11 protein-coding genes and 1 tRNA gene are annotated in these 17030 nt (G+C 68.6%); 9 read left to right on the forward strand and 3 right to left on the reverse strand.

Going from position 1 to position 17030, the window contains the following annotated elements:
* Positions 1-26 precede the first annotated feature (26 nt).
* The 4 genes from gltB to ASD56_RS09925 all read left to right on the forward strand — a co-directional run bounded on the left by gltB (position 27) and on the right by ASD56_RS09925 (position 8053).
* Positions 27-4634 carry a glutamate synthase large subunit gene (gltB, locus tag ASD56_RS09910; protein ID WP_055965007.1) on the forward strand — a complete coding sequence of 1536 codons (4608 nt, stop codon included), beginning with the start codon at positions 27-29 and terminating at the stop codon, positions 4632-4634.
* The gene (locus tag ASD56_RS09915; RefSeq protein WP_055965010.1) at positions 4627-6093 is read left to right on the forward strand and encodes a glutamate synthase subunit beta; all 1467 of its coding nucleotides are present in this window, start codon (positions 4627-4629) and stop codon (positions 6091-6093) included. Before gltB ends, ASD56_RS09915 begins: the two co-directional genes overlap by 8 nt.
* Before the next feature lie 48 nt (positions 6094-6141).
* Positions 6142-7590: a pyruvate kinase gene (pyk, locus tag ASD56_RS09920; RefSeq protein ID WP_055965013.1), complete on the forward strand. Its 1449-nt coding sequence runs from the start codon at positions 6142-6144 to the stop codon at positions 7588-7590.
* An 82-nt stretch (positions 7591-7672) separates the two neighbouring features.
* A complete protein-coding gene (locus ASD56_RS09925) occupies positions 7673-8053 on the forward strand; it encodes a PLDc N-terminal domain-containing protein (protein WP_055965018.1) in 381 nt (126 codons plus the stop codon).
* A 94-nt stretch (positions 8054-8147) separates the two neighbouring features.
* Here the strand turns inward: ASD56_RS09925 and ASD56_RS09930 are convergent.
* Positions 8148-8230: transfer RNA gene (locus tag ASD56_RS09930), tRNA-Leu, on the reverse strand.
* A 45-nt stretch (positions 8231-8275) separates the two neighbouring features.
* On the opposite strand from ASD56_RS09930, the gene ASD56_RS09935 reads away from it, so the two are divergent.
* Complete coding sequence (locus ASD56_RS09935; protein WP_055965021.1) at positions 8276-8893, forward strand: ANTAR domain-containing response regulator; 618 nt, start codon at positions 8276-8278, stop codon at positions 8891-8893.
* A 53-nt stretch (positions 8894-8946) separates the two neighbouring features.
* On the opposite strand, the gene ASD56_RS09940 is transcribed toward ASD56_RS09935, so the two are convergent.
* Positions 8947-9378, reverse strand: a complete 432-nt coding sequence (locus ASD56_RS09940; protein ID WP_055965024.1) for a hotdog fold thioesterase — start codon at positions 9376-9378, stop codon at positions 8947-8949.
* A 59-nt stretch (positions 9379-9437) separates the two neighbouring features.
* On the opposite strand from ASD56_RS09940, the gene polA reads away from it, so the two are divergent.
* Both polA and ASD56_RS09950 read left to right on the forward strand, forming a co-directional pair.
* Positions 9438-12077: a DNA polymerase I gene (gene polA, locus ASD56_RS09945; protein ID WP_055965027.1), complete on the forward strand. Its 2640-nt coding sequence runs from the start codon at positions 9438-9440 to the stop codon at positions 12075-12077.
* A gap of 46 nt (positions 12078-12123) precedes the next feature.
* The gene (locus tag ASD56_RS09950; RefSeq protein ID WP_055965030.1) at positions 12124-13797 is read left to right on the forward strand and encodes a DUF885 domain-containing protein; all 1674 of its coding nucleotides are present in this window, start codon (positions 12124-12126) and stop codon (positions 13795-13797) included.
* 15 nt (positions 13798-13812) lie between these two features.
* On the opposite strand, the gene ASD56_RS09955 is transcribed toward ASD56_RS09950, so the two are convergent.
* Entirely contained in the window at positions 13813-14445 is a 633-nt protein-coding gene (locus ASD56_RS09955) for a phosphoribosyltransferase (RefSeq protein WP_055965033.1), read from the reverse strand.
* A gap of 109 nt (positions 14446-14554) precedes the next feature.
* Here ASD56_RS09955 and ASD56_RS09960 point away from each other — a divergent pair, with 109 nt between their 5' ends.
* Positions 14555-15598 carry an LLM class flavin-dependent oxidoreductase gene (locus ASD56_RS09960; protein WP_055965035.1) on the forward strand — a complete coding sequence of 348 codons (1044 nt, stop codon included), beginning with the start codon at positions 14555-14557 and terminating at the stop codon, positions 15596-15598.
* 33 nt (positions 15599-15631) lie between these two features.
* Positions 15632-16987, forward strand: coding sequence for an MFS transporter (locus tag ASD56_RS09965; protein ID WP_055965038.1), 1356 nt, complete (start codon positions 15632-15634; stop codon positions 16985-16987).
* The last annotated feature ends 43 nt before the right edge of the window (positions 16988-17030 follow it).

Consider the following 17030-nt stretch of genomic DNA (forward strand, 5'->3'; position numbering starts at 1 on the left):
TGAGCATCAACGTGAGGACGGTAGGTATGCCTGCGAGCCCCCGTCGCGTCGCCTCTTCCGAGTCGACGACCCCTGAACCGACCGGACTGTCGGGCTTCCCCGCGAAGCAGGGGATGTACAACCCTGCGTTCGAGAAGGACGCCTGCGGCCTGGCCATGGTCGCGACGCTGCGCGGCCACGCCGGCCACGACATCATCGACCTGGCCCTGACGGCGCTCCGCAACCTCGAGCACCGCGGCGCGATCGGCTCGGACGCCGGCACCGGCGACGGTGCGGGCATCCTGACGCAGATGCCCGACGAGTTCCTGCGTGCGGTCGTGGAGTTCCCGCTGCCTCCGGTCGGCGAGTACGCCGCCGGCATGATCTTCCTGCCGCGCGACGATGAGGCGCGCGCCGCTCAGAAGGCCGGAATCGAGCGGATCGCGGCATCCGAGAATCTGACCGTTCTCGGCTGGCGCGACGTCCCCACCGTCGAGGACAACCTCGGCAAGCTCGCTTTCGAGGCCCGCCCGGTCTTCGAGCAGCTCTTCGTCTCGCGCCCCGCCGTGGGCGACGCCGCTGCGCTGTCCGGCATCGAGCTGGACCGCCGCACCTTCCGCCTGCGCAAGCGTGCCCGTACCGAGCTCGACGCGTACTTCGTGTCGCTGTCGGCGCGCACCCTCGGCTACAAGGGCATGGTCACCACCCTCCAGCTGGAGCCGTTCTACCCCGACCTTCAGGACGAGCGCTTCGCGTCCGAGCTCGCGGTGGTGCACTCGCGCTACTCGACGAACACGTTCCCGTCGTGGCCGCTCGCACAGCCCCTGCGGATGCTCGCCCACAACGGCGAGATCAACACCGTCAACGGCAACCGCAACTGGATGCGGGCGCGCCAGTCGCAGCTCGAATCCCAGCTGCTCGGCGACATCTCGCCGCTTCTCCCGATCTGCACCACCGGCGCCAGCGACTCCGCGTCGTTCGACGAGGTCCTCGAACTCCTCACCTTGACCGGTCGCAGCCTGCCGCACGCGATCATGATGATGGTGCCGGAGGCCTACGAGAAGCAGGCCGACATCGACCCCAAGCTGCGCGCGTTCTACGAGTTCCACTCGATGCAGATGGAGCCCTGGGACGGCCCGGCCGCACTGATCTTCACCGACGGCACCGTCGTCGGCGCGACGCTCGACCGCAACGGGCTGCGCCCCGGCCGCTGGACCGAGACGACGGACGGCCTGGTCGTCATCGGCAGCGAGACCGGCGTGCTCGACTTCGCCCCGGAGCGCATCAAGCGCCGCGGGCGGCTGCGCCCCGGCCGCATGTTCCTCGTCGACACGGACCAGCGCCGCATCGTCGAGGACGACGAGATCAAGGGCCAGCTCGCCGACCTCGAGCCGTGGCAGGAGTGGCTCGACGCCGGTCGCGTGCGACTGGCCGACCTTCCCGAGCGCGAGCACATCGTGCACCCGATCGCCTCGATCACCCGTCGTCAGCGCACCTTCGGCTACACCGAGGAAGAGGTCAAGATCCTCCTCACGCCGATGGGCCAGACCGGTGCCGAGCCGCTGGGCGCGATGGGATCGGACACCCCGGTCGCCGTGCTCAGCGAGCGTCCGCGACTGCTCTTCGACTACTTCACGCAGCAGTTCGCCCAGGTGACGAACCCGCCGCTGGACTCGATCCGCGAAGAGGTCGTGACCTCGCTGTCGCTGGGCCTCGGACCCGAGCGGAACCTGCTCGAGTGGGGCCCCGAGCACACCCGTGTGGTGACGCTCGACTTCCCCGTGATCGACAACGACGAGCTCGCGAAGATCCAGCACATCGACACCGCGCTGCCCGGGCGCACGTCGGTGACCATCCGCGGCCTCTACCGCGTCGAGGCCGGCCACAAGGGGATGCAGAAGCGCCTGGCGCAGATGTGCTCCGAGGTCGACCAGGCCATCGAGGACGGCGCGGAGTTCATCGTGCTCTCCGACCGCGACTCGAACAAGGACCTCGCCCCGATCCCGTCGCTGCTCATGCTGGCCGCGGTGCACCACCACCTCATCCGCAAGGAGACCCGCATGAAGTGCGGTCTCGTGGTGGAGGCCGGCGATGTGCGCGAGGTCCATCACGTGGCGACGCTCATCGGGTACGGGGCATCCGCCGTCAATCCGTATCTCGCCATGGAGACCGTCGAGTACCTGGTGCGCGCCGGATACATCACCGGCATCACGCCCGAGAAGGCCGTCAAGAACCTGATCTACGCGCTCGGCAAGGGCGTCCTGAAGATCATGTCCAAGATGGGCATCTCCACGGTGTCGTCCTACGCCGGCGCACAGGTCTTCGAGGCCGTGGGCCTCTCGGAAGAGTTCGTCGGAACGTACTTCACCGGCACGGAGTCCAAGCTCGGCGGCGTCGGGCTGGACGTCATCGCGGCCGAGAACGCCGCCCGCCACGACTACGCCTACCCCGAAGACGCGGCGGTCCGCGCTCACGAGCGCCTGTGGACCGGTGGCGAGTACCAGTGGCGCCGCGACGGCTCGCCGCACCTGTTCAACCCCGACACGGTGTTCCGCCTGCAGCACTCGACCCGCACCCGCCGGTACGACATCTTCCGCGAGTACACCAAGCTCGTGGACGACCAGGCGAACGAGCTCAAGACCCTGCGCGGCCTGTTCAAGCTGAAGACCGAGGGCCGCACCCCGGTGCCGATCGACGAGGTCGAGTCGGTCGCCTCGATCGTCAAGCGCTTCTCGACCGGTGCGATGAGCTACGGCTCCATCTCCAGGGAGGCGCACGAGACGCTCGCGATCGCGATGAACCGCCTCGGCGGCAAGTCCAACACGGGCGAGGGCGGCGAGGACGTCGACCGGCTCCTCGATCCCGAACGCCGCAGCTCGATCAAGCAGGTCGCCTCGGGACGCTTCGGCGTCACGAGCCTCTACCTGACCGAGGCGGACGACATCCAGATCAAGCTCGCGCAGGGCGCCAAGCCCGGCGAGGGCGGGCAGCTGCCCCCGACGAAGGTGTACCCGTGGGTGGCGCGCACCCGCCACGCGACGGCCGGCGTCGGGCTCATCTCGCCGCCGCCGCACCACGACATCTACTCGATCGAGGACCTCAAGCAGCTCATCTTCGACCTGAAGCGCGCCAATCCGTCGGCCCGCGTGCACGTGAAGCTCGTCAGCCAGTCGGGCATCGGTGCAGTCGCGGCCGGCACGGCCAAGGCCCTCGCCGACGTCATCCTGGTGTCCGGCCACGACGGCGGAACCGGCGCGAGCCCGCTCAACTCGCTCAAGCACGCCGGCACGCCGTGGGAGCTCGGTCTCGCCGAGACCCAGCAGACCCTCATGCTCAACGGCATGCGCGACCGCGTGGTCGTCCAGGTCGACGGTCAGCTGAAGACGGGCCGCGACGTCATCATCGGCGCGCTGCTCGGCGCCGAGGAGTTCGGCTTCGCGACCGCGCCCCTCGTGGTCTCCGGCTGCATCATGATGCGCGTCTGCCACCTGGACACCTGCCCCGTCGGCGTGGCCACGCAGAACCCGGTGCTGCGCGAGCGGTTCAACGGCAAGCCCGAGTTCGTCGTGAACTTCATGGAGTTCATCGCCGAGGAGGTGCGCGAGTACCTCGCCGAGCTCGGCTACCGCTCGCTCGACGAGATCATCGGCCACACCGAGCTGCTCGACATGAACGGCGCCGTGGAGCACTGGAAGGCCGGCGGACTGAACCTGGCTCCCGTGCTCGAGGGCCCGCAGTTCACCGAGGACGAGCCGCGTCGCAACATGACGCTGCAGAAGCACGACCTCGACGAGCACTTCGACGTGCCGCTCCTCGTGCGTGCGCAGGACGTCATCGCGAACGGCGGTCAGATCACCTTCGATCTGCCGATCCGCAACACCGAGCGTGCCGTGGGGACCCTGCTCGGGCACCACGTGACGCGTGCGCGCGGCGAGAACGGCCTTCCCTCGGGCAGCATCGTCGTGAACCTCACCGGCTCTGCCGGCCAGTCCTTCGGGGCGTTCATGCCCGCCGGCATCACCCTGCGCCTCGAGGGCGACTCCAACGACTACGTCGGCAAGGGTCTCTCGGGCGGCCAGATCGTCGTGCGCCCGCCGCGGGACGCGACCTTCGACGCCTCGCTCAACGTCATCGCCGGCAACGTCATCGGCTACGGAGCGACGCAGGGCACGCTGTTCCTGCGCGGGGTGGTGGGGGAGCGGTTCTTCGTGCGCAACTCCGGCGCGACCGCTGTGGTCGAAGGCGTCGGCGACCATGCACTCGAGTACATGACCGGCGGTCTCGCGGTCATCCTCGGAGCGACCGGTCGCAACCTGGGCGCCGGCATGTCCGGCGGCACGGCGTACGTGTACAAGCTCGACCGCAAGCTGGTCAACCGCGAGGCGCTGGCCACCGGCGAGCTGGAGCTCGGCGAGCTGGGCTCCGGCGACGCCGAGATCCTCCGCGATCTGCTCGAGCAGCACGTCGCCGAGACCGATTCGACTCTCGCCGCCGCGATGCTCGCCGACTTCGAGGCCGAGCTCGACAACTTCGTCCGGGTGCTGCCGCGTGATTACGCCGCCGTGCTCCGGACCCGTCAGAACGCCGTCGCCGAGGGTCTCGACCCCGATGGCGACGTCGTCTGGAACCGCATCCTGGAGGTGACGGGTGGCTGACCCCAAGGGCTTTCTCAAGGTCACCGATCGCGAGCTGCCGCCGAGGCGGCCCGTGCCGGTGCGCATCATGGACTGGAAAGAGGTCTATGAGCCGGGCGACTCGGCGGTGCTGCGCCGCCAGGCCGGTCGCTGCATGGACTGCGGCGTGCCGTTCTGCCACCAGGGCTGCCCGCTGGGCAACCTGATCCCGGAGTGGAACGACCTGACGTGGCGCGGTGAGGGTCGCTCGGCCATCGAGCGCCTGCACGCGACCAACAACTTCCCGGAGTTCACCGGGCGCCTGTGCCCCGCTCCGTGCGAGAGCTCGTGCGTGCTCGGCATCAACCAGCCCGCCGTGACGATCAAGCAGATCGAGGTCTCGATCATCGACGAGGCGTTCTCGAACGGCTGGGTCGAGGCGGAGCCTCCCGGGCGCCTGACGGGCAAGACCGTCGCCGTCGTCGGCTCGGGTCCCGCCGGTCTCGCGGCCGCGCAGCAGCTCACGCGCGCCGGCCACACCGTCGCCGTGTTCGAGCGGGATGACCGCATCGGCGGGCTTCTGCGCTACGGCATCCCGGACTTCAAGATGGAGAAGAAGCACCTCGAGTCGCGTCTGCGTCAGATGCGCGACGAGGGGACGCGGTTCCGCGCCGGCGTCGAGATCGGCAAGGACATCTCGTGGGGAGACCTGCGTGCGCGCTACGACGCGGTCGTGATCGCCACCGGAGCAACCCTCCCGCGCGAACTGGCGATCCCGGGTCGCGATCTCGCCGGTGTCCACTTCGCCATGGAGTACCTCGTCGAGTCGAACAAGGCGGTGGCGGGCGACGCCGTGCCCCACCAGATCTCGGCCGAGGGCAAGCACGTCATCGTCATCGGAGGCGGTGACACGGGCGCCGACTGCATCGGCACCGCGCACCGCCACGGTGCGCTGAGCGTGACCAACCTCGCCATCGGCAAGCAGCCTCCGGGGGAGCGGCCCGAGCACCAGCCGTGGCCGATGTCGCCGACCGTCTTCGAGGTCTCCTCGGCGCACGAGGAGGGCGGCGAGCGCGCGTTCCTCGCGTCGACCGTCGAGTTCCTCGGCAACGAGGCCGGCGAGGTCCGCGCCCTGCGGGTCGCCGAGACCGAGTTCGTCGACGGCCGTCGCGTTCCCAAGAGCGGCACCGAGCGCGAGATCCCCGCCGACCTCGTCCTCATCGCCATGGGCTTCACCGGCCCCGAGCGGTCGCAGCTCGAAGACCAGATCGGCGCGCAGTTCACCGACCGCGGCAACGTGCGCCGCGAAGAGGACTACCAGACAACCGCGCCCGGCGTCTTCGTCGCCGGCGACGCGGGTCGCGGCCAGTCGCTGATCGTCTGGGCGATCGCGGAGGGCCGCGCCGCAGCGGCGAGCGTGGACGCCTACCTGATGGGACAGACGCAGCTGCCGTCGCCCGTCCGGCCGACGGATATCGCCATCGGACTCCAGCCCGCGTAGGCTGACACCGGGCATTCGCCCATAAATAATCGGGGAGATCACACACGGATGAGACGCGCCAAAATCGTCGCAACACTGGGACCTGCTACTTCGACGTATGAGAGTGTTCGCGCTATCATCGACGCCGGCGTAGACGTCGCCCGCTTCAACCTGAGCCACGGCGACTACTCGGTCCACGACAGCAACTTCGCCAACGTGCGCAAGGCTGCGGACGACGCCGGTCGCCCGGTCGCCATCCTCGTCGACCTTCAGGGACCGAAGATCCGTCTGGGCAAGTTCGAGAACGGCCCGCACGACCTCGCCGCCGGCGACATCTTCAAGATCACGATCGACGACATCCTCGGGACGAAGGACATCGTCTCGACGACCTTCAAGGGGCTGCCGCAGGACGTCAACCCCGGCGACTTCCTCCTGATCGACGACGGCAAGGTCCGCGTCGAGGTCACCGAGAAGACCGAGACCGTCGTCACGACGAAGGTCATCGTCGGCGGCCCGGTGTCCAACAACAAGGGCATCAACCTGCCCGGCGTCGCGGTGAACGTCCCGGCACTGTCCGAGAAGGACGAGGCCGATCTCCGCTGGGGCCTGCGCGCCGGGGCCGACATCATCGCCCTGTCGTTCGTCCGCAACGCGAAGGACGTCCAGCGCGTCCACGTCATCATGGCCGAAGAAGGACGCCGCGTCCCCGTCATCGCCAAGATCGAGAAGCCGCAGGCCGTCGACAACCTCGAGGAGATCATCGACGCCTTCGACGGCATCATGGTCGCCCGTGGCGACCTGGGCGTCGAACTCCCGCTCGAGGCCGTGCCGATCGTGCAGAAGCGCGCGGTCGAGCTCTGCCGCCGCATGGCCAAGCCGGTCATCGTCGCCACGCAGATGCTCGAGTCCATGATCGAGAACCCCGTTCCCACGCGCGCCGAGACCAGCGACGTCGCCAACGCCGTCCTCGACGGCGCGGACGCGGTCATGCTCTCGGGCGAGACCAGTGTCGGCAAGTACCCGGTGGTCGTCGTCGAGACCATGGCCCGCATCATCGACTCGACCGAAGAGCACGGGCTCGAGCGCATCCAGCCGATGACGACGAAGCCGCGCACGCAGGGCGGCGCCATCACGCTCGCCGCGCTCGAGGTGGCGGAGTTCGTCGAGGCGAAGTTCCTCTGCATCTTCACGGAGTCGGGCGACACCGCCCGTCGCATGTCGCGACTGCGCCCGCGCATCCCCATGATCGGGTTCACCCCCGAGCCGGCGATCCGCCGCCGCATGGCGCTCACCTGGGGCGTCACGTCGACGCTCGTCGAGCACGTCGCGCACACCGACCGCATGTTCCTCCAGGTCGACGACTACATCCTCGCCAACGACCTCGCGAAGGTCGGCGACAAGGTGGTCGTGATCTCGGGTTCCCCTCCCGGGATCATCGGCTCGACCAACGACATCCGCATCCACAAGGTCGGCGACGCCGTCCACGGCAAGGCGCCGATCTACCAGTCCGGCGAATAGCGGCGGAATTCCGCCAGCCGAACGGTCGCGCTCACTATGCTGAGCGCGACCGTTCGTCTTTCTCCCGATTGGGGCACCTCGCATGGACTTCTTCTGGTGGCTGCTGTGGATCTTCTACTTCACGGCCTACATCTACGTGGTGATCCTGATCATCACCGACCTCTTCCGTGACGAGTCGGCGAACGGCTGGGTGAAGGCCGTCTGGCTCATCGCGCTGCTCTTCGTGCCCTTCCTCACCGCGCTGGTGTACGTGATCGCGCGGGGGAGCGGGATGGCAGAACGCTCGCGTGCCCGCTACGGCTACGGAGTCCCGGAGGCGGACGACTACCGTCCCGCCGCGTCGTCGAGCCCCGCGCAGGACATCGCGAGTGCCAAGGCGCTGCTCGACGCCGGCAGCATCTCGCAGGGCGAGTTCGACGCTCTCAAGAGCAAGGCCCTCGGAAACCAGTACTTCGGCGCCTGACGATCGACAGCCGTGAGCGGATGCCCCGGCACGGGCCATCCGCTCACCGCTTCGTCGTCCGCGGGCGGCCGCCTCGGGCAGACCTCGCATGATGTACCGGTGGTGGGAGTCGAACCCACACGCCCTTGCGGGCAACCGAGTTTGAGTCGGTCGCGTCTGCCATTCCGCCACACCGGCCCGCGCGGAGCGCGTCCGCGATTGACCATACCGTAGGATTCAGAGGTGACTGAGCAGGAGCTTCCCCCCGAACCGCAAGCCTCGACCCCCCGCCGTGTCGTGGTGGCGGAGGACGAGTCGCTGATCCGCCTCGACATCGTGGAGATCCTCCGCGACAACGGCTACGACGTCGTCGGAGAGGCCGGGGACGGCGAGACCGCGGTCCAGCTCGCGACCGACCTGCGTCCCGATCTGGTGATCATGGACGTGAAGATGCCGCTCCTGGACGGCATCTCGGCCGCCGAGAAGCTGAGCAAGAACCACATCGCCCCCGTGGTGCTCCTCACCGCCTTCAGCCAGAAGGAGCTCGTCGAGCGCGCGAGCGAGGCCGGCGCGCTGGCCTACGTCGTCAAGCCCTTCACGCCGAACGACCTTCTGCCGGCGATCGAGATCGCGCTGGCCCGCTACGAGCAGATCATCACGCTCGAGGCCGAAGTCGCCGACATGGTCGAGCGCTTCGAGACCCGCAAGCTGGTCGACCGGGCCAAGGGCCTCCTCAACGAGAAGATGGGTCTGTCCGAGCCCGAGGCTTTCCGCTGGATCCAGAAGGCATCGATGGACCGCCGTCTGACGATGCAGGACGTGGCAAAGGCCATCATCGAGCAGCTGGCGCCCAAGAAGTAGCGCCCCCGACACTGTGAATGAAGCGGATGCCCCGGGCCGGGGCATCCGCTTCGTCATTTCTGCGGCAGGTCCTTGATGTGGTTCGTGATGCGGATGGTCGAGCACCGGCGGCCCTGATCGTCGGTGACGACGATCTCGTGGACGGTGATCGTGCGTCCGAGATGCAGTGGCGTGCAGACGCCGGTGACCGTGCCAGACGTCGCCGAACGGGTGTGCGTCGCATTGATGTCGACGCCGACCGCGAGCCGTCCGGGCCCGGCGTGGAGGTTCGCGGCCATCGAGCCGAGCGACTCTCCGAGCACCACGTAGGCCCCGCCGTGGAGCAGCCCGACGGGCTGGGTGTTCCCCTCGACCGGCATCGTCGCGACGCAGCGCTGCACCGAGAACTCGGTGAACTGCATGCCCATCTTCTCGGCGAGAGCGCCCATCCCGCGGGTGGCGGCCCACTCGAGTCCGTTCACGTCTGCGGGGGACAGGTCGGTCATCGATCGCCTTCGGATTTGCTGTGCGGGGGAGTGTCCCGCCCCGCGTCTAGGCTTGCAGGGTGACGGACTCCGCAAAGCCTACCCTTCTCGTCGTGGACGGCCATTCGCTGGCATACCGGGCGTTCTACGCCCTTCCCGTCGACAACTTCTCGACCAAGGACGGGCAGTACACGAACGGGATCTACGGCTTCCTTGCGATGCTGATCAACCTGATCAAGGCGGAGAAGCCCACCCATATGGCGGTCGCCTTCGACACGTCGCGACAGTCCTTCCGCACCCGTGAGTACACGGAGTACAAGGCGAACCGCTCCGAGACTCCCTCCGAGTTCAAGGGCCAGATCCCGATCCTCCAGGACTGCCTGGCGGCGATGAGCATCACGGTCCTGCAGAAGGAGGACTTCGAGGCCGACGACATCCTCGCCACGCTCGCCACCCAGGGTGCCGAGCAGGGCTACGACGTCCTGGTGTGCTCGGGCGATCGCGACACCATCCAGCTCGTCACCGAAGACATCACGCTTCTCTACCCGAACGTGCAGGGCGTGTCCCAGCTCAAGCGCTACGACCGCCAGGCGGTCATCGACCGTTACGGGGTGCCGCCCGAGCAGTACCCCGAGATCGCCGCGCTCGTCGGCGAGACCAGCGACAACCTTCCCGGTGTGCCGAAGGTCGGCGAGAAGACCGCGGTCAAGTGGCTGAACCAGTTCGGCTCGCTCGATGAGCTGCTCGCCAACGCCGACAAGGTGACCGGCGTCGTGGGCGGCAACCTGCGCGCGCACATCGACGACGTGCGGCGCAACCGTGCCCTCAACCGACTCCTGACGGATGTCGAGCTCCCCGCGACCATCGCCGACCTCGAGGTCAAGCCGATGGACGCCCAGGCGGTGCGCGACATCTTCGCGCGCCTCGAGTTCAAGACGCTCATCCCGCGCGTGGCCGAGCTGGCGGGCATCGAGCAGCAGATGGCGGCCGTGACTTCGGCGGCCGCCGTGCCGATGCCCAAGCCCGTCGAACCGGCGCCTGCCGATCTGCTCGCGTGGCTCGACGCCGCAGAGGGCGAGGTCGGAGTGACCGTCGTCGTCGAGGGCGGCCTGCCGAAGCGCATCGGCTTCGCGACGAAAGATGCCGCCGCCGAGGCGACCTGGACGCCCGAGCTGCAGGAGGCTCTCGCCGGGTGGCTGGCCTCCGACGCCCCCAAGGTGATGAGCGACGCCAAGACGCAGGTCAAGGCGATGCGCCGAGCGGGTCTGCGCATCGGCGGACTGACCTTCGACACCGTGGTCGCCGGATGGCTGCTGCGGCCGAGCTTCCCCGACAAGAACCTCGCCGACCTCGTGGACCGCTACCTCGACGAGAAGCTGCCCGAGGCCGATCCGACCCAGCTGGTCCCCGAGACCGAAGGCGCGACCCCGGGCCAGCTCGCCTGGTTCTCTGTTCGCGTGGCAGAGGCGCTGAGGGCCGAGCTGCCCGCCAGCGTCGCGACCGTGCTCGCCGACATCGAGCTGCCCACGCTGCTGACGCTCGCCGACATGGAACTCGCCGGTGTCGCTGTCTCGCACGACAAGCTCTCGTCGTTCTCGGCCGAGCTCGCGGAACGCGCCGACGCCATCGCCCAGCAGGCCTACCTCGCCATCGGGCGGGAGGTGAACCTCGGCTCGCCCAAGCAGCTGCAGGAGGTGCTGTTCGAAGAGCTGCAGCTTCCCAAGACCCGCAAGACCAAGACCGGGTACTCGACCGACGCCGCCGTGCTCGCCGATCTGCAGGATTCCCACCCGCATCCCTTCCTCGATCTGCTGCTGCAGCACCGCGAGGCGACGAAGCTGCGTCAGATCATCGAGTCGCTCGACACCGCCATCGGCGCGGACGGTCGGGTGCGCACCACCTACGTGCAGACCGGCAGCCAGACCGGGCGACTGTCCAGCACGGACCCGAATCTGCAGAACATCCCCGTTCGCACGGAAGAGAGCCGCCGCATCCGCTCGGCGTTCGAGAACGGCCCCGAGTACGAGACGCTGCTCACCGCGGACTACTCGCAGATCGAGATGCGCATCATGGCGCACCTTTCCGAAGACCCGGGGCTCATCGAGGCCTTCAACTCCGGCGAAGACCTGCACCGCTTCGTCGGCGCGCGCGTGTTCGGTGTCGAGCCCGCCGACGTCACCCCGGCCATGCGCACGAAGGTCAAGGCGATGTCGTACGGCCTTGTGTACGGACTGTCCGCCTTCGGACTCTCGAAGCAGCTGCGGATCGAGCAGACCGAGGCCAAGCAGCTGATGATGGAGTACTTCGCCCGCTTCGGCGCGGTGCGCGACTACCTGCGCTCGTCGGTCGAGCAGGCGAGGATCGACGGCTACACCGAGACGATCTTCGGACGCCGCAGGCCGTTCCCCGACCTCGCGAGCCCGAACCGGGTGCTCCGCGAGAACGCCGAGCGCGCGGCTCTCAACGCGCCGATCCAGGGCAGCGCCGCCGACATCATGAAGGTCGCGCTGTTCCACATCCATGACGAATTCGCCGCGCAGGCGCTGCGTTCCCGTGTGCTGATGCAGATCCACGACGAACTCGTCGTGGAGGTGGCGCCGGGGGAGTGGGATGCCGCGGAGCGCATCGTGCGCGAGCGCATGGGAGACGCGGCTGCCCTGTCGGTGCCGCTGGACGTCCAGATCGGACGCGGCAGCGACTGGAACGAAGCCGGCCACTGAGCCGGATGTTTGGCGCGTCGCGGCGTGCATCCATAGGCTCTTGGGCATGACTGACGAAACACGTACGCCCACGCCGATCGACACGATCGCTGACGCATGGGTCGACACACTCGCCGAGCTCGAGCCGACTCTCGCGACCTACATCGGTCGCGACGAGTACAACGACCGCTACGGCGACTACAGCCCCGAAGGCCACGAGCGACTCGTCGCCGAGGGCCGCAAGACTCTCGCCGCCCTGGCGGCAGCCACCCCTGTGGACGACATCGACGCCGTCACCCAGGACGACGTGGCCCGCGAGATCCAGGTCGCGATCGAGCTGCACGACGCGAAGTGGAACCTCCGCGACCTCAACGTGATCGCGTCGCCGGCTCAGGACATCCGGTCGGTCCTCGACTTGATGCCCACGGCGACGACAGACGACTGGACGGTCATCGCCACGCGACTCAAGGCCGTCCCGGGAGCGATCGACGGCTACATCACGACGCTCCGCGAGGGCATCGCGCAGGGCGTCGTCCCCGCGCGTCGCCAGGTCGAAGCGGTCGTCACGCAGATCGCCCGGTACACCGAGGACGGCGGCTTCTTCGCGTCGTTCGCGGCGGAGGCCGCACCGGCCGAGGGTCAGCTGCCGGCATCGCTCGCCCGCGACCTCGCCGACAACGCCAATGCGGCCCGCGTCGCCTACGACGAGCTCGCATCGTTCCTCGGCAGCGACCTCGCGCCGCGCGCGGGTGAGGACGACGCGGTCGGCCGCGAGCTGTACGCGATTCATTCGCGGAGGTTCCTGGGCGCGACCATCGACCTCGACGAGACGTACGAGTGGGGGGTCGAGGAGCTCGCTCGCATGGTGGCGGAGCAGGAGTCCATCGCCGACGAGATCAAGGCGGGCGCCTCGGTCGAGGAGGCGGTCGCCTTTCTCGAGCAGGACGACTCCCGCAAGCTGCACGGCACCGACGCCCTGCAGAAGTGGATGCAGGAGACGAGCGACCGCGCGGTCGCAGAGCTCGGGCGCACGCACTTCGACATTCCCGAGCCCATCCGCAAGCTCGAGTGCATGATCGCTCCCACCAAGGAAGGCGGGATCTACTACACCGGTCCCACTGACGACTTCTCGCGCCCCGGCCGGATGTGGTGGTCGGTGCCGGAGGGCGTCGAGACCTTCGACACCTGGCGCGAGCTCACCACCGTCTACCACGAGGGTGTGCCGGGGCACCACCTGCAGATCGCGCAGGCGGTGTACAACCGTGCGCAGCTGAACTCGTACCGACGCCTCCTGGGCGGCACCTCCGGGCACGCCGAGGGCTGGGCTCTATACGCCGAGCGGCTCATGGAGCAGCTGGGTTACCTCGACGACCCGGCCGATCGCCTCGGCATGCTCGACGGTCAGCGCATGCGCGCCGCCCGCGTGGTCCTCGACATCGGCGTGCACCTCGGCAAGGACCGCCCCGACGGTCAGGGGAAGTGGGACGCGGACTTCGCGCTCGACTTCATGCTGCACAACGTGAACATGCCCGACGAGTTCGTGAAGTTCGAGGTCAACCGCTACCTCGGCTGGCCGGGCCAGGCGCCGTCCTACAAGGTCGGTCAGCGGATCTGGGAGCAGCTGCGCGACGAGGTGGCCGAGCGCGAAGGTGCTTCGTTCTCGATCAAGCAGTTCCACAAGCGCGCCCTCGACATCGGCGGGGTCGGGCTCGACTCGCTCCGCAAGGCTCTTTCGCGCTGACGCTCCGCTGAGGCCTCAGCCGACGCGGGGGTCGTGGGACAGCAGTTCCACGACCTCCGCGTCGCTGGTCTGGGTGAAGTCGTCGTAGAACTGGCCGACCGCCCAGAAGTCGTGTTCGCGATGCGGGCAGACGAACTCGTCAGCGGCGCCGGGGTCCGGTTCCCACCCTGCCGGGGCGACCGGAACGGCGAGCACGACGGCGTCGCAGTCACGGGAGCGCAGCGAACGGCATGCGGCGATCGCGGTTGCCCCGGTGGCCACGCCGTCGTCCACGACGATGGCGGTGACTCCCGACAGGTCATCGGCGACCGAGCCGAAGCGCCGCGTCCGCCGGAGCAGCTCGGCGCGCTCCCGCTCCTCGACCTCCTGGAGCTGATCCGCGCTGAGAGCTCGCGCACTGCGGAAGCCGTCGTTCATCACGCGGATGCCGTCGGCGATGGCGCCGACGGCGTACTCCTCGTTCGACGGCACACCGAGCTTCCGCACGACCACCGGCGCCAGCGGCAATGCCAACAGGCGCGACACCTCGGCGGCGACGACGATTCCGCCGCGCGGTATCCCGAACACGATCGCGTCGGTGCCGCGCCGGTCGGCGAGCGCGGTACCCAGCTCTCGACCCGCCGCGGTACGGTCGGCGAACAGGGCCATGGGTCAACGCTACGCCTCCGGCAAGCCGAGCGGCAGGGAATGCGCGAGCGTCCGGAGCGGTTGCGGACGATACCCACTGGTTCATTCAGGCGCATAGAAAGGCCCGTCGATGACCGCAAGCGATCCTTCCACGCTGGAGCTCGGCCTGGACACATTCGGCGACGTCACCCGCGACGAATCCGGAAACCTCGTCAGCGATGCGCAGACCATCCGCGATGTCGTCGAGCAGGCCGTGCTCGCCGACGAGGTCGGACTGGCGTTCTTCGGGGTGGGGGAGCATCACCGCCCGGAGTTCGCCGTCTCCAGTCCTGAGATCGTCCTGGCAGCCGCCGCCGCGCGCACCCGCAGCATCCATCTCGGGACCGCCGTGACGGTCCTCTCGAGCGATGACCCGGTCCGTGTCTACGAGCGATTCGCCACGTTGGATGCGGTGTCGAACGGACGCGCCGAGGTCATCCTCGGGCGCGGCTCGTTCACCGAGTCGTTCCCGCTCTTCGGCTACGACCTGCGGGACTACGAGACGCTGTTCGAGGAGAAGCTCGAACTGTTCGCGCAGCTGCTCGAGGAGAAGCCGGTCACCTGGCAGGGAACGCTGCGGGCGCCCCTGGCCGACGCCGACGTGTTCCCGAAGACGGAGAACGGCCTGCGCGCCTGGGTGGGCGTCGGCGGCACGCCGGAGTCCGTGGTGCGTGCCGCGCGCTACGGCTACGGCCTCATGCTGGCGATCATCGGCGGACCGGCGGACCGTTTCCGGCCCTTCGCATCGACGTATCGCCGGTCACTCGAGGCCTTCGGTCGCGGCCCCTCGCCCGTCGGCGTCCATTCGCCCGGGCACATCGCCGACACCGATCAGCAGGCGTGGGACGAGGCCTACGAGGGCTTCGAGGCGATGAACAACACCATCGGGCGGGAACGCGGCTGGCCGCCCTACAGTCGCATGCGGTTCCAGCGTGACGTCGGGCCTGAGGGTGCTCTCTATGTGGGGTCGCCGGAGACCGTCGCCCGCAAGATCGCGGATACCGTCCAGACGCTCGATCTCGATCGGTTCGACATGAAGTTCTCGACCGGGACGCTCTCTCACGCGCGGATGATGCGCTCGATCGAGCTGTACGGCTCGAAGGTGGCGCCGCTGGTCCGCGACATGCTGGCGTGAGCGCACCGTCCGAAGGATCCGTAGCATGACGCTATGACGGATGCCGAGACCCGCACGGACGCGACGCTCCCGGAGCGCCTCGACCGGCTGCCGTTCACACGCATGCACCTGCGGGTGCTGACCGGCTCCGGCCTCGGGTGGGCGCTGGACGCGATGGACGTCGGACTGATCTCCTTCGTGATCGCCGCGCTGGCCGTGCAGTGGGAGCTCCAGCCCTTCGAGACAGCGTGGATCGCGTCGATCGGGTTCGTCGGCATGGCGATCGGCGCGAGCGTCGGCGGACTGCTCGCGGATCGATTCGGGCGGCGGTCCGTGTTCGCGCTGACGCTGCTGGTGTACGGCATCGCCACCGGCGCGAGCGCACTGGTCGGCGGGCTCGTCGCGCTTCTCGTGCTGCGGTTCTTCGTCGGGCTCGGGCTCGGCGCCGAGCTGCCGGTGGCCTCGACATATGTCAGCGAGTTCGCGCCGGCGCGGATCCGTGGCCGTCTCATCGTGATCCTCGAGGCTTTCTGGGCCGTGGGATGGACCGCCGCAGCACTCATCGGATACTTCGTCATCCCGACGTCGGACAACGGATGGCGCTGGGCGTTCGCGCTCGGCGCGGTGCCCGCCGCGTACGCCTTGTTCGTGCGGTGGGGACTCCCGGAGTCCGCTCGGTGGCTGGAGCGCCGCGGTCGGCACGAGGAGGCGGGCGCGGTCGTTCGCACCTTCGAGGAGTCGGCGGGGGATGCGGTATCCGCCGTCGCCGTCACCGCCGCCGACACGCCGCCCGCGGCTTCCTCCACGATCGCCTCACGCCTCGCCGTGCTGTGGTCTCGCGAGTTCCGCGTGCGCACCGCGTGCCTCTGGCTCGTCTGGTTCTGCGTGAACTTCTCGTACTACGGGGCGTTCATCTGGATTCCGTCGATCCTCGTCTCGCAGGGCTACGACCTGGTGCGGTCCTTCGGATTCACGCTCATCATCACACTCGCGCAGCTTCCGGGCTACGCCACCGCCGCGTGGCTGATCGAGGTCTGGGGTCGCCGTCTGACGCTCTCGGTGTTCCTCGTCGGATCCGCCCTCTCTGCCGTCGTGTTCGGGACGGCGGGGAGCGAGGTGGGAGTCATCGCGGCCGGAATGGCGCTGTCGTTCTTCAATCTCGGCGCCTGGGGCGCTCTGTATGCGGTGACGCCCGAGATGTACCCCACATCGCTGCGGGCGACCGGATCGGGGTGGGCCGCCGGCGCCGGACGCATCGCTTCGATCATCGCGCCGCTCATGGTGCCGGTTCTGCTCGCTCTGGGGGGCGCACCCACCCTCTTCGTCGTGTTCGCGGTCTTCTTCGTGGTCGCCGCGGTCGCTGTCTGGGGTCTCGTGGACCGGCGGGGGATGGCGCTCGACGACCGGTGAGCGCGGACGACCATTCTCGGCTGCGGCCGCACCCTAGGCTGGG

Origin of the sequence: Microbacterium sp. Root166, assembly GCF_001427145.1 — a bacterium.
Taxonomy (GTDB): domain Bacteria; phylum Actinomycetota; class Actinomycetes; order Actinomycetales; family Microbacteriaceae; genus Microbacterium.